Annotated in this window: 16 protein-coding genes; 4 read left to right on the top strand and 12 right to left on the bottom strand. The window is 61.0% G+C overall.

What is annotated here, in order from left to right; genetic code table 11:
- Positions 1 to 82: 82 nt before the first annotated feature.
- From AC07Y0_RS13510 to AC07Y0_RS13495, 4 genes are all read right to left on the bottom strand, one after another.
- Positions 83 to 682, bottom strand: a complete 600-nt coding sequence (locus AC07Y0_RS13510; RefSeq protein WP_498678055.1) for an HK97 family phage prohead protease — start codon at positions 680 to 682, stop codon at positions 83 to 85.
- Positions 683 to 756: 74 nt separating this feature from the next.
- Positions 757 to 1,353, bottom strand: a complete 597-nt coding sequence (locus tag AC07Y0_RS13505; RefSeq protein ID WP_498678053.1) for a hypothetical protein — start codon at positions 1,351 to 1,353, stop codon at positions 757 to 759.
- Positions 1,350 to 1,841 carry a hypothetical protein gene (locus AC07Y0_RS13500; RefSeq protein ID WP_498678051.1) on the bottom strand — a complete coding sequence of 164 codons (492 nt, stop codon included), beginning with the start codon at positions 1,839 to 1,841 and terminating at the stop codon, positions 1,350 to 1,352. Before AC07Y0_RS13500 ends, AC07Y0_RS13505 begins: the two co-directional genes overlap by 4 nt.
- A gap of 214 nt (positions 1,842 to 2,055) precedes the next feature.
- On the bottom strand, positions 2,056 to 3,159 hold the full coding sequence (locus AC07Y0_RS13495) for a hypothetical protein (protein WP_498678049.1): 1,104 nt from the start codon (positions 3,157 to 3,159) through the stop codon (positions 2,056 to 2,058).
- 60 nt (positions 3,160 to 3,219) lie between these two features.
- Between AC07Y0_RS13495 and AC07Y0_RS13490 the strand changes: the two genes are divergently transcribed.
- From AC07Y0_RS13490 to AC07Y0_RS13480, 3 genes are all read left to right on the top strand, one after another.
- Entirely contained in the window at positions 3,220 to 3,654 is a 435-nt protein-coding gene (locus tag AC07Y0_RS13490) for a hypothetical protein (protein ID WP_498678047.1), read from the top strand.
- A 250-nt stretch (positions 3,655 to 3,904) separates the two neighbouring features.
- Positions 3,905 to 4,234: a hypothetical protein gene (locus tag AC07Y0_RS13485; RefSeq protein WP_498678045.1), complete on the top strand. Its 330-nt coding sequence runs from the start codon at positions 3,905 to 3,907 to the stop codon at positions 4,232 to 4,234.
- Positions 4,235 to 4,447: 213 nt separating this feature from the next.
- Complete coding sequence (locus AC07Y0_RS13480; RefSeq protein WP_498678042.1) at positions 4,448 to 5,053, top strand: BRCT domain-containing protein; 606 nt, start codon at positions 4,448 to 4,450, stop codon at positions 5,051 to 5,053.
- Between the two features lie 592 nt (positions 5,054 to 5,645).
- On the opposite strand, the gene AC07Y0_RS13475 is transcribed toward AC07Y0_RS13480, so the two are convergent.
- From AC07Y0_RS13475 to AC07Y0_RS13450, 6 genes are all read right to left on the bottom strand, one after another.
- On the bottom strand, positions 5,646 to 6,962 hold the full coding sequence (locus AC07Y0_RS13475; RefSeq protein ID WP_498678041.1) for an AAA family ATPase: 1,317 nt from the start codon (positions 6,960 to 6,962) through the stop codon (positions 5,646 to 5,648).
- Positions 6,963 to 7,352 (bottom strand): hypothetical protein, encoded by a 390-nt coding sequence (locus AC07Y0_RS13470; RefSeq protein ID WP_498678039.1) that lies wholly within the window; start codon positions 7,350 to 7,352, stop codon positions 6,963 to 6,965.
- Positions 7,336 to 7,575 (bottom strand): hypothetical protein, encoded by a 240-nt coding sequence (locus AC07Y0_RS13465; RefSeq protein WP_498678037.1) that lies wholly within the window; start codon positions 7,573 to 7,575, stop codon positions 7,336 to 7,338. Before AC07Y0_RS13465 ends, AC07Y0_RS13470 begins: the two co-directional genes overlap by 17 nt.
- A gap of 319 nt (positions 7,576 to 7,894) precedes the next feature.
- On the bottom strand, positions 7,895 to 8,392 hold the full coding sequence (locus tag AC07Y0_RS13460; RefSeq protein WP_498678034.1) for a DUF2165 family protein: 498 nt from the start codon (positions 8,390 to 8,392) through the stop codon (positions 7,895 to 7,897).
- Between the two features lie 136 nt (positions 8,393 to 8,528).
- Complete coding sequence (gene sigJ, locus AC07Y0_RS13455) at positions 8,529 to 9,416, bottom strand: RNA polymerase sigma factor SigJ (protein ID WP_498678030.1); 888 nt, start codon at positions 9,414 to 9,416, stop codon at positions 8,529 to 8,531.
- Between the two features lies 1 nt (position 9,417).
- Positions 9,418 to 9,849, bottom strand: coding sequence for a carboxymuconolactone decarboxylase family protein (locus AC07Y0_RS13450; protein ID WP_498678029.1), 432 nt, complete (start codon positions 9,847 to 9,849; stop codon positions 9,418 to 9,420).
- 269 nt (positions 9,850 to 10,118) lie between these two features.
- Between AC07Y0_RS13450 and AC07Y0_RS13445 the strand changes: the two genes are divergently transcribed.
- Positions 10,119 to 10,400, top strand: a complete 282-nt coding sequence (locus AC07Y0_RS13445) for a DUF6522 family protein (RefSeq protein WP_454744963.1) — start codon at positions 10,119 to 10,121, stop codon at positions 10,398 to 10,400.
- 84 nt (positions 10,401 to 10,484) lie between these two features.
- Here AC07Y0_RS13445 and cysN read toward each other — a convergent pair whose 3' ends face one another.
- Both cysN and cysD read right to left on the bottom strand, forming a co-directional pair.
- Positions 10,485 to 11,960 carry a sulfate adenylyltransferase subunit CysN gene (gene cysN / locus AC07Y0_RS13440; RefSeq protein ID WP_498678027.1) on the bottom strand — a complete coding sequence of 492 codons (1,476 nt, stop codon included), beginning with the start codon at positions 11,958 to 11,960 and terminating at the stop codon, positions 10,485 to 10,487.
- 1 nt (position 11,961) lies between these two features.
- Positions 11,962 to 12,912, bottom strand: coding sequence for a sulfate adenylyltransferase subunit CysD (gene cysD / locus AC07Y0_RS13435; protein WP_454744965.1), 951 nt, complete (start codon positions 12,910 to 12,912; stop codon positions 11,962 to 11,964).
- Positions 12,913 to 12,922: the final 10 nt, after the last annotated feature.

The raw sequence follows: 12,922 nt of genomic DNA, 5'->3' as shown, positions 1-12,922 counted from the left end.
GGCGCGGCCGCGGAAGCGTCCGTGAAAGTGTCCATGGTAGTCCTTTGGGTTAGCGGCGTCGGCGCCGGGGGGGGGCGTGGAGCTACCGCAGCGACTGCAGCGCCTTCACGACGCGCTCGGCGCGGGCTGCGGCGTTCGCGACCGCCTTGGCCATGCCGAACGACGTAGACCTGGCGGCCGTCCACAGGTCCGGCTCGTCGACTAGATCCACGATTGACGCAAACGTCTCTGGCACCGCTCCTTCCTCGACGAGGCTTGATTCGTCGAGCCTCGCTTTGGAGATTACCTCCACGTCATGCCCGTTTACGCGTTTCACCACGCTGGCGTCGATGTTGATCCCCACCGAAACGCAGGCGCGCTTTCCGTCGGTAACGTTTTGATAGATCGTCTCACCGTCGTCACCAGCAAGGGGATAGCGGAAAGCTAGGCCGCGAGTTGTGTTCGCAAACTCGAGCCCGCTGGCCGTAGATCCAACCTCGCGCTTGGGATCGTGGTTTAGCAGCAGCGCCTTCTCTCGCCCGTCGTAGAGCGTATCGATGAAGGCGCCCGCCTCGAAGTAGACAATGCGTCCGCCGTGAACGAATGCGGTTTCGTATAGACAGGCGAAGCCTTGTATGGCGGGTTGCTTCATTTCCTTTCCAGCGGAGTCAAGGAAACGCGGCTTGGCCTTGGCCTTAGCCAACGGCTCTCCCTCGACGCGCCGCCGCATCGAGCTAACCGCCCTTGGAAGGGCAACATTGATGGATTCCGGGCGCCTCATTTGTGCACCAGACCACGGGGGATTTCGCCAGCCTTGATGACGCCAGCCGCCGCAGCTTCGCGAAGCCAGTAAGCCAACTGACTGTGAGAGTCGTGCGGAGAACCAAGCCAGGCAGGCGGCTGCGGCTGCATGGCGCTTGACGCGGCCCCCGCCTCATCCATGGCGGTTGCCAGGTCGACGAGGGACTCGTTGGCATCGTGAACAGCAAGCAATGCTGCGCAGACCGCGCGAAGTCGGCGCTGCCATTCCGGCGCCATAACCTCGCGAACGATCGCGGCGGCCCTTGTGCGCTCCACAAGAATTCGGTTGTCCAGCAAGGACAGCGCGCCCTTAAGGTCGAATGCTTCCTTCGCCAGGCGCGCCAGTATTTCCCGCCGTTCAGGGACGATCTTCGGCGGCGGCTCTCCCATCAACTCAGCCACACGGGCGGCCGCAGGGTCTGTCGGGGGTGCGTCCGGTGAGTTGTTGCGAGCTACGGCAAGTTGCTCCGCAACCTTTGCCGAATACAATGCGCCGACTTCGTCGCGGCTCCGCTCGAGTTCAGCAAGGGTGGCGGAATGGTCCGTCAGTTTCGGGATCTGGATCGGCTTCATTTTGAATTCTCTCTTATCGATTCCGCCAATTTGCGGACCGTTGAAATTGGGATGCTCGTGCTTGTCGTGATGGCGTCCGCAGGTGCGTCACCGTAGCGAACTGCAGCGCGTTTTCCGGTCAGGGAAAGGCAGTCGAGCACAATGCTAGATGGCCCGATGTGTAGCGATCCGCCGTCAATGTCGAACTCGTCGAGCACTGGACTGGATGAAATTGTATCGACCAAGCGAGCCACCATGGCCTCCGCAGTCGACGGCAAACCGCAGGCAGTGCGCAGCGGCAACATGCGCAGCGCATTGACTCGCTCCGGTGCGCCGCGGGCAGTGTCTGAGGACAGGGCAAGCACGATGCGCGCAATATTCGCTGAAGTAGGCTTGATGCCATTGCCGGGCACAAGGCCGGATTCGCGTAGCGCTCGCAGCACCTGGCGGGCTGCCGAAACCGGCATGCCTACCGAACTCGCCACGAAAAATTGATACTGTCTTTCCATAGGGGTCTCCGGATGTGTGCCCGCGACGGAGCCGAAAGAGGCTCGACGCCGCGGGCCGGCGCGGCAGGACTCGCGCCGTTTCTGTGAAAGTGGTGGTGCGCGTTGCGGCGCGTCGCATTGGTTTGGGAAAAGAAAAACCGCCCCGGAGGGCGGCTGAATTGGGTTCTGCGAGAACCGTCATTGTTATAGGGTCACGGTTCTGCGGAAACCGGCGTCACGCCGCGATTTTCTCGATTCCTGCGCGCAAGTTGTCGTTTGCAGCCTCCAACGCGAGCCGCCCAGCGCGCTCTGCGTAACCCTCTGACGCGTGCACGGCGGTGCGTCCGATTTCCGCGAGCGAGCGCGCTTCCATCGCGGCCTCCAGAACGGCCTTATCTATCGCGGGCAGGCCATCGATCACGCTTTGCCACGCCTCACTGTATTCCTTCAATGACGCAAAATCCTGCCATTCGCTCGCACCAGACTTGGCACTTGCGCGCTTGACTATGCTCATGAAGATGCAAGCCAAGTCATCCGTCGCCATCGGCATGCCGTCGGGACATTTCTTGATGGTTGGCGCCGATGGTCCGTTGAGTGCGTCAAGAATGATGTGACGCGCATCCGCCTTGGAAATGCGCTTGCCCGTTCGCTTGCGCCGTCCCGACGGCAAGGGCTCAAAGACCTCGTCGATTCCAAACAGGCCTGCGATGCGGAGATTTGAGGCGAGAAGTTCATCAGCTTCTTGCGCGCTTCTGCGTTCGCGCGTCTGCTTTTCCGCAGTGAACATCATGGCGCCAACAGGCAAGCGAGCTTCGAAGTCTTCCACTCCATCTGGGGTTCGGCGCTGAGCTCGTTCCGTGTGCGTTCCATTGCTGAAGTGAAGACGGCCGAGCCGGCGAATTTTGCCCCCCAATATCTCGAAGTCGCCGGAAATTGGCCAGCTTAGCCGGTCGCGTTGCGCGTGCTCATACTTGCCTCCGCTCAAACGTGCTTCGCGGGTTTCCGTGAACTCAACAACCATCAAGCCATCGCGGTCGGTAGTGGCGCGCAGTATTTCCTCTACGCTCGGCGTCACCTCATGGCGACGCTCAGTAAAGAAGTCGATCGGTTTCCCATTGTCGTTAGCGGGCAGCGTTCGCCAGTTCGTTTGTAACGACTCGTCCCCAGGTGGATCTCGGAACGCAAGCAGCGGCCGCAGCCTTAATGCCTTTGCGGCGTGCCGTGGTTTCGATTGGCGCACATTGGTAAAGATGGCCGAGTCGCGTTGCGGCGCGGTTGATCGCCAAGCCTCTAGCGCGCACCGGTAGTCGGTCGGAGTCCAGCCGTCAGTTTTTAGCATTCAAGGTCTCGCAGAAAAGGTAAGCGGCGCCCGTTCCGGGTCTCCGCGTTTGCCTGGCACATGGCCGGCGGGCTCGACCGCTATGGCGGCTTGCATGCGCTTTGCGCGAATCGTCTTATAGTGGGTGCAAAAGAAATTGTCAAGAGCTATCTTGTATTCGTTCCGGACGTAGTTTATAATCTCCGCCCCGCGAATACAGGCCTCCTGACGGCGTTGCAGCTTGGAACGGGTGAATGGCAGCGGAAGCCGGGAGAAACGCGCCCTTGGCCATCTCTGTGGCGCTGCAGGGCTAATGGTCTGCGACGTTTGATTAAAAAATCAAAAATGGAAATTTTAGTTGCGCATGAGGTTGACGCGGGTTTGCCGGTCTTGGCGATTGCTAGACAACTCGACGCCCCCGGCCTGGTTCCGCTCAAAGGTGCCAGCAAGCGCCGGCATGGCTGCTATGCCCCAGTATCAGCATGGAGCGAAAACTTGAAAACCTGCGGCGTTTAACGCGTGCCTCCCAAGCCGGTCCGCGGTGTGCGCATTCCCCAAGGAACCATCCGCCCCGGGCCATGCAGAGCCTACCGTGGGCTTCCCAAGGAATTGCGAATTTTGCGGATGTGAGAAATTGCTTATGGCGCCGGTCTAGGTGGCGACGAGCAGAGAGACCTTCTTGCCCCTACCTGGTCGCTGCCTGCCTCGACAATCGGTTGTTGACGTGGTCTATTGACACGCTGTGGTAATTCGCCGGAGGGGCAGCATGCGCAGTCACCTTGCATTGTTGGGGCTGGCCAGCCTGATCGCGATAGCCAATTCGATTGATGCGGCGGCTCAGAACAGCGCAACCAGTGGACATGCCCTCTGTAAGCAGATCGACGCCACCGGTCTCGCGAGCGCGCCGTGCGCGGTGTCAGCTTGGAATTCGTCTGTGACCGCCACTATCGACATGAACAGCGACGAAGCTCGTAAGCTATGCGCTCAAATTTCTGGCCTGATGAGGCAGAGCGGCACGCGCTTCGATCCGGGATGGACGCTTCAAATACGTTCCCCATACAGCGGCGAAAACTCGATCGCGTATTGCGCCCTGTAACGTCCGAGCAGCCTCAGAAGCCAAAAAACTCAACGATTTCTCGCGCACGCGCGTTGCGCGCACGGGGAGGCAAATTCCTGAGTTAGCGTTAGTGCTGTGGGGGACGGCCGATACGCGGCCGCGACGCGGTGGACTTTGAGGCCCCCTGGGGTTGGGGGGGGCATTGACTTGATTGCAAACCTTGTCACTATTCCCGCAAAAGGGGAGGTGGCGATGGATGAGCGGTTTCTGTACCAGGTCTCGAATGATAGAATTGATAGTCGTCAGATAGACGAGCTCATAGGGTTGGCGCGCGGCCTTGTCGCAGACGGAATGATCAACCAGGCCGAAGTCGAATTCCTCCAGAAGTGGCTTTTAGCGAACATTGCTGCGAGCAATCACCCGATGCTTCGAACTCTTTACCAACGGGTGGCCGAAATACTGTCAGATGGCCAGGTCGACGATGATGAGAAGGAAGAGCTCTTGGATACGCTCAACCGCTTTTCAAATCGGGACTTCGAGCTCGGCGAGACGCTCAAGGCATCCACACTTCCATTGTGCGACCCGTCTCCCACACTCTCGTTCATGGGGAAGAACTTCTGTTTCACGGGGACGTTTAACTTTGGGCAGAGGAAGCACTGCGAGGACGCAGTTTTCAAACTCGGAGCGCTTTCTGGAAGTCTGAACAGGAAGACCGACTACCTCGTGATCGGCGTCTATGCCACGGAATCGTGGAAGCACTCTTCGTTCGGGAACAAGATTATCAAAGCCGTCGAGATGCGCGAAGCAGGGATACCAATACACATCATCTCGGAAGATTATTGGCGCTCATATCTTTGACGGATTGGTGTTGGCCGCACCCATTATCATTCGCAGCCTTCGGTGGCTCGCGACCTGTTAGCCCGTGGAACTCTGCCCAGGTCAACCGCCTGCCGCGATACGGTTTGTCGACGTCGGAAGTCTGCGGTGCGGTCATGGCTTTCCTTTCTTTGGGTTAGTGTGGTGCGCGTTTATGCTCCGCTCCCATGGTCAACGTAGTCGACGACTTCCGCGAAAATGCCGTCCGGTCCGCGACTGATAACAACGAGCCGCGGAATGGCGGACGAGGCGTCAACGCCGACGACAGTGACGGGCTTGCCTGTCTTCGGGTGCAGGCCCTTCAGTTGTTCGATTAGTGGTATCACTTCTGTCACTTACCGTTCTCTCCTCATTGTTGTTGTGGTGAATATGGCCGTACCGTACCGTGCGCCCTATAGAGAATTGGTACGTACGTACGGTAGAGTGTTCTCCCATTGGCGGGGTGGTGACTAAGTCCCCACACCCGCCAAGAGTTGGTTTTTTGGTCGTGCAGTCATTGCATTCGGTACGGAGTAAACGTTTGTTTTATAATGCGTATTTCGATCTCCGTACCGCTTCGCCGTGGTCGGTACGCTCACGCGGTACGCTTTCGTCGTGCGCCGGCAATGATACCCTCCGCCGCTTTCGCTGCCGTACGGTCAGCGTGTTCGGCCTGAGCCGCCTGCGTAGCGGCAGCTTCGCCTTTTTTGGTGAGCTTCCAAACACCCAGTTCCCACACAATCATGTCCAGCCGCTTCAGCCGGTCCGTGACTGTTTGGGCCTTCCGCTTTGCTACCTCTTCAACACCTAGCCCGATTGCCTCACCCAATTCCTTGAGCGAGCGGTTGCCATCAGCGCGTATAGCCATAAGCATCAGCCTGTCATCACGATTAGCTGCGTTTGCGCGAGCGGCGATTTCTGTCTCACCGACCGCCACGGCGCGGACAGTGGGAATCTCACGGCCTCGGCTATCAACAAGCGTGGGAACGCGCACCTCCGGCAAGTCGAACATGATTGACTTGAACTCCGGCCCGCGGAATTTTCCTTGCCAATGCAACTCTGAGGAACGGTCGCCCTTCTTCGCGAGCGATAGGTTTCCGTCAACCTCATTGAGAAAAGCGCCCCCGCCGCGAGGAAGAAGGTTGTCGCCCGAAGCGTTCTTGATGGGATGGCTTGCCGCGAGAACGGCAGGGCGCCCCTCGTTGCGAGTCAAAGAGCGGAGCAGGCGCGCATATTGTCCCATCTCCACGTTCGAATTCTCGTCCGTGCCAGGAAAGAACGCGGCCGTTGTGTCGACGAATATCGCGGCGCACCCACCCAATGCGGCCACGTCCTTTTCAATGCGCTCGGCAAAGTCCGTGATGGAAAAAACGCCCTCGATAAAATGCACGTCGATATCTTCAGGGGAGACGCCTAGCTCGTGGCACAATCCAATCCAGCGCATTCTCACGTCGTCCGGGTTCTCTCCAGCGAAGTACAGTACGCGGCCCGCCTTCACCTCATGGCCCGCGAAGGATTCGCCCATATCAATACAAGCGGCCAGCAGCAGCGCTACTGCGGTCTTGCCGCTGCCTGTTTGACCAGTGATTGAGTACAGAAAGCCGGACTGGACGATGCCGTCGACGAGATAGTCCGGAGGCGCGAATCCGCCTACGAAGGCGCCAGAAGACAGGATTCCTGGAAAAGGGTCGTTGTCGTTGGCTGGCTCGGTGAAGCGCAGTCGATAAGCAACCCGCTTGTCGACGTGGGCTTGAACGCCAGCCTCCATCCGTGTGGCCGCTGCGGTCAGTGCTTCCGCGTAATCGCGTGGATTGCCACGTCCAAGCTCCAAATCGATTATCGCGTTCTGGAACTCCAGAACAAGGTCGGACACCTCGAGGCGTTTAGGGGTCTTAGTCTTCAAAGAGACCATTTACGCGGCCTCCCTGTTGCCAGCGAAGACGACGGGCAGCAAACGAGGCTTGCTGTATTTGCGGCTGATGCTGTCGGCTACCGGCATGTCGAGCACGCCGCCGTCAAAGCTATACACTAACCAATTCGTAGCCGTCGGTACTATGCGGCCCGCTTCCAGCAGGTTCTTCATCGCAGCTATGGCTGCTTGCGACATATCTCCCCAAAGCACGACATTCTGGTCTTCACGGCCCCATGTGGCGTCGCCAGTGAACCCTGGTATGTCGCGGGACAACTCAACTAATGTGACGCCAGAGCGGCGCTCTAAGTATTTGCCTATGCGCGTTTCCAAGACCGACACTTGCCGCTCCTTCGAGGAAAGCCGCGACGCTAAATCAATTGCTGTATTCATGGCGGGCGATTTCCCCTTCGGCGATGACTGCGAGTTGTGCGGCGACTTCAGGCGCAAATGTCACGGCCGGTCCTCCGCTGATGGACGGTCCGTAAACGCGAAGACCTGTCTTGGCTTGCACAAGCTTCAGCCCGTAGGCTTTCACGCCGGGCGCCAACTCGGCGTCAAATCGTGCAAGCGTATTGCCGCCAGGCGGTGCCGGACGGATTGCTAAGATCTTCATGAAGTTCCTTTCTGTAGTGGTGGCTAGGCCCTGTAGGCCGCACGGTTCTCATGGCGGGACTACGGGGTCGACGGTTCGAATCTACGGCAATGATTGGCAACGTTTGAACGGAACAAAGGGTGTTTCAATGGACCAAACGGCACCATGGAATGCCCGCAAATGCGCACTTCTGCCGCCATTCCTGTTGTTCGGGACGTGGGGGTCGAGTGTTCGAATCACTCCACTCCGACCAGCTAGAAAAGCCCGCTTTCGCGGGCTTTTTTCGTTTTCTGCCGATGCTTTGCGCGATTCGCCGCATCGGGGATGCGACTGCCCGGTGTCATCCCGCAGGCATGTTGATGACGATGCCCGCAATGACACCAAGGCCGATCAGCGCCAGATGCGTGATCTGCATGCCTTCCTGCCGGATGTAATAGGCAAACCACGCACCGCCGACGAGCATGATCAGTCCCATCGCGACTAAGCCGGAGAGCGCCAAATTCGCGCGCGCCACGGCGAAGCTCGCATTTGCATATCCGAGGAATGCTCCAAGCGATGCTATAGCGGCATAGACGAGCAGCAGCGCAACGACGACTTCCAAAACGACGATAAAGCCATAGATCAACCGGTGCCAACCTTCGGCCGTGACGCGGCGGGAAAGAAGCGGTGAGCGGATCGGCGGAGCTTCGTCGAAAAGTTGCATCGCCATCATCGAGCCGACGGCGAAGACGCCGCCGCGAAAGGCGGTCAGATTGTTGAGAACCACCACGCAAAGCCAGAGCGCAAGCCCGGACAGAAGGACGGTCTTCAGGAGAAGGAGAGAGGAGAGCTGGGTCATTTCGAAATCTCCGCGTTGAGGGATTGGGCAACGGTGGGGCTTGCGGGCATGGCTTCGCCCACGCCTTGTCGAGGCATTTAGAATCTCGGCTTGGGTGTCGTGTGCTTCGGCCTGCCTGAAGGGCGGGCCGTCTTTCTCAGTGGAGCGCACTGGTGGCGAGACCGGCGAGCTTGTCCGGATTACGCATGATGAAGATGTCGGTCACCCGTCCATCCGTGTCATAGCCGAAGGTGACGGCGGCGACGGTCGCATCGTTCTTCGTCAGGATCAGGCCGCGTGAACCGCTGATATCGGCCCGCATCCAGCCATAGTCCGCCCACCATGCGTGCAGGCGGTCCACTAAGAAGGCAAGCACCTCCTGCCTGCCCGAAAGCGTCCGGCCAATCGTCACAACCTTGCCGCCGCCGTCGGCGCTGAGCCGGATGTCGTCGGACAGCAGTGCGGTCAGTTGCGATGGCGTCCCACTGGTGATGGCGCCGTGGAAGGCGGCGACAAGCGCATCTTGCCGTTCGAGCGGCGTCACATGCCGAACCTTGGCCAGCACGATATTGGCCTTGGCGCGGGAGACGAGTTTGCGAGCCGCGCTTTCCTGCATGTCCAGTGTCTCGGCGATTTCGGCATAGGGAAGCTCGAAGATGTCGTGCAGCAAATAGGCCGCCCGCTCCTTGGGCGTCAGTCGTTCCAGCATCAGCAGAAACGCCGTCGTCAGCGTCGAGGCGAGTTCGAGGTGGTTTTCCGCCTCGTTGTCGATTGGCGTGTGGATCGGCTCCGGCAGCCACGCGCCGACATAGGAAACCCGGCTGCGATGGGCGGCCCGCAGGAGGTCGAGGCAGCGTCGTGTGCAGGCGGTAGTGAGCCAGGCGGCTGGGTTGCCGATCTCGCCTCGGTCGGCGGCCTGCCACTTGAGAAATGTGTCCTGTACGGCATCCTCGGCGTCGGCCCGCGAGCCGAGGATGCGATAAGCAAGGCCCAGCAGCCTTTGCCGGGCCTCTTCGAAGGCGATGTAAGTCGGCTGACCGGTCATGTCAGTGCCTCGAGACTTGGATGCGGTTCCACATGTTGATCATGCCGATCGTCGCCGTCAGGATACCGATTTCCCGCTCGGAAAAATACCGGCGGAGCCGCACCCTCAGCATGCCGAGATCCGTGCGGTTGTCGAGAACGGTCAGCGCTTCGGTCCAGGCAAGGGCGGCCTTTTCCCGGTCGGTGAAATCGTTCACATGGTCCCAGACGATCAGTCGGTCGAGGCGGTCGCTGGTCTCGCCGTCAGTGCGGGCTTCCTTGGTGTGCATCTTCACGCAGTGACCGCAGCGATTGATCTGCGATGCGCGGAGCACCACGAGATGGTGAAGGCTTGGCTCGAGACCGTTCTCGTCCATCGCGGCATGCACGCCCTGAAGCGCCTTGAACACCTCGGGAATTTCAACTTCGTATCGGATTGCCTTGCTTTCGGGCATGGGAGGCTCCTTGATCCTTGTTGGGAGTTACGTCCCTATGACGATCGAACCTGGCTGGCTGTGACGCCGGCAGGCGAAATTTCGTTTCGGACAGGGCCGGGACAAAGCGGCGCCGCGCCGCAGGTGGCTGTCTCGCACACGCCTTGCTCTTGACCAACGGCAAAACGCATGCCGATGTGGCGGTTGAAGACCTGCGGTCATCGAGAGGCGCGCGCCGAACTGATGCGTGCCTCCGAGCGAAGAGCGCCGGCAGGGAAACGGAGCATGTCATGCAGATCGAACGCGACGGCAATGGCGACTTCATCCTCGATCCGGCCGAGATCGCGCAGCGCTTCGGCCTGGCGCCGAAGGATTTCCGCCGCCAGCAGGAGCAGGGTCTGGTCAAGAGCACCGTCGAAGTGGGCGAGGGAGAGGATGCCGGCACGAGCCGCTTGAGCCTGCGCATCGGCAATCGCATCTGGCGCGCCGTCCTCGACGAGAACGGGCAAGTGGTGCGCGAGGAACTGAACATCGCCCGCGGCGCTCCGGTCCGCCGCGACGGCAAGGCCTGATCCAATCCGTCGGAAACGAAAAAAGCCCGCTCCGGGTGAGGGAGCGGGCATGCGGGACGCTCGGCGTCCGGGGAGAATTTCGTCTCAGCCGTCGATGCCGTCGAACAGGTCGCGGGCGGCGGCATTGGTGATGCGGCGGGATTCCACCTCGTCGCGGCGGCTGGCGAGCAGTTCAGTCGCCAGGATCTGCTCGGCGAGATCGGCCGGCAGCGACAGGATCACCCGGCCGTCATTGGCGTTCAGCCCGCCGAGATCGGCCCGCTTGGCCGTGATCATGCCGCCGGCCACCGTATTGTTGGTGTCCGGATCGATCAGGATGAAGGCGCCGGTCGAGCGGTTCTGCTCGTAGGGGTCGAAGATCGCCGCCTCGTCGAAGGCGAGGTGCACCTTGCCGATGGCGTTCATGGCGAGCGCCTCGGCCGGGTTCCACTTGCCCGACTTGAGGTCGAGCTGGGAGACCGGATTGACCTGCACGCGCTGACGACGCGAGCCCGACTTCAGCCAGTAGCGCTTGCCGGGCTGGATGCCGTCCGGCTGCAGCGCCACGAGATGCGCGTCGAAGGACAGGCCCGACTGCGGCTGGCTGTCGAGCGAGACGATCATGTCGCCGCGCGACACGTCCACCTGGCGGTCGAGCACCAGCGTGATGGCGTCGCCGGCGACCGCCGCATTGCGCACCAGATCGAAGGTGACGATCTGTTTGACATTGGCGATCTGGCCCGATGGCAGGATCACCACGCCGTCGCCCGGCTTGACCGCGCCGCCGGCAACCGTGCCCTGATAGCCGCGGAAGCTTTCGCCCGGGCGGCAGACGCGCTGCACCGGCAGGCGGAAGCCGGTAGTCTGGGCCGAACGCAGCGTGGCGAGTTCGAGCGCCTCGACCAGTGTCGGGCCGTCGTACCAGGGCATGACGTCCGCGCCGGAATAGACGACGTTTTCGCCCTTCAGCGCCGACATCGGGATGGCGGTCACCTGCCGCACGCCGAGCGTCAGCGCCAGTTCCTTGAAATCATGGGAAATCCGGTCGAAGACGGCGCGGTCGTAGCCCACGAGGTCGAACTTGTTGACCGCCAGCACGAACTGCTTGATGCCCATCAGCGAGGCGATGGTGGCGTGGCGGCGGGTCTGTTCCAGCAAGCCGGCGCGTGCATCGACCAGCAGGATGGCGAGATCGGCGGTCGAGGCGCCGGTCGCCATGTTGCGGGTATACTGCTCGTGGCCGGGCGTGTCGGCGACGATGAAGGAGCGCTTGTCCGAGGCGAAGTAGCGATAGGCGACGTCGATGGTGATGCCCTGTTCGCGTTCGGCCTGCAGGCCGTCGAGCAGCAGCGCGAAGTCGGGCAGGCCGAGGTCGTTCTGCTTGCCCGAATCGCGGTGGAGCGTCGCGGCCTGGTCTTCCTTGACCGCCTTGGTGTCCCACAGCAGGCGTCCGATCAGCGTCGACTTGCCGTCGTCGACCGAGCCGCAGGTGATGAGGCGCAGCGGACGCGAATCGCGGGTCACGAAGGCCGGATGGACGTCCGGAAGCTCGGCGGCGAGGGCGGTAATGGCGGCGGTCATCTCAGAAATATCCTTCGCGTTTCTTCTTCTCCATCGATCCCGACTGGTCGCGGTCGATGGCCCGGCCCTGGCGTTCGGACACGGTGGCGATTTCAAGCTCGGCGATCACCTCGTCCAGCGTCGTGGCGGTCGAACGGATGGCGCCGGTGAGCGGGAAGCAGCCGAGCGTGCGGAAGCGGATCATGCCTTCCTGCTTGACCTCTCCGGGCAGCAATTCGAGGCGCGGATCCTCGGCGAGGATCATCATGCCGTCACGCTCCACGTAAGGCCGCTTCTTGGCGTAGTAGAGTGGTACCAGCGGAATGTCCTCGGCCTGGATGTAGCGCCAGATGTCGACCTCGGTCCAGTTCGACAGCGGGAAGGCGCGCACGCTCTCGCCGCGGCGGATCTGGCCGTTGTAGATGTTCCACAGTTCGGGCCGTTGGTTACGCGGGTCCCAGCGATGGTCGGGGGTGCGGAAGGAATAGATGCGTTCCTTGGCGCGGCTCGCCTCCTCGTCGCGGCGCGCACCACCGAAGGCGGCGTCGAACTGGCCGGCGTCGAGCGCCTGGCGCAGCCCTTCCGTCTTCATGATGTCGGTGTAGAGCGCCGAACCGTGGCTGAACGGGGTGACGCCTTCGGCCGCGCCGCGCGGATTGATGTGCTCGATCAGGTCGAGGTCGTAGCGTTCGACGATCTCGTCGCGAAAGGCGATCATCTCGGCGAACTTCCAGCCGGTATTCACGTGCAGCAGCGGAAAGGGCACGCGGCCGGGATAGAAGGCCTTGCGCGCTAAGTGCAGCAGCACGGACGAATCCTTGCCGATCGAATAGAGCATGACCGGCTTGTCGAACTCGGCGGCCACTTCGCGGAAGATGTGGATCGCCTCGTTCTCCAGCGCCTTCAGATGCGGATCGAGCGGCGGCTTGGCCGGCTGGTCCTTGGAATGGGGGTCGAATTCCGAATGATGCATTGTCTCTTGT

This window comes from Allorhizobium sp. GW101-3B10 (assembly GCF_059424725.1).
This window is presented reverse-complemented; position numbering and strand designations above follow the sequence as displayed.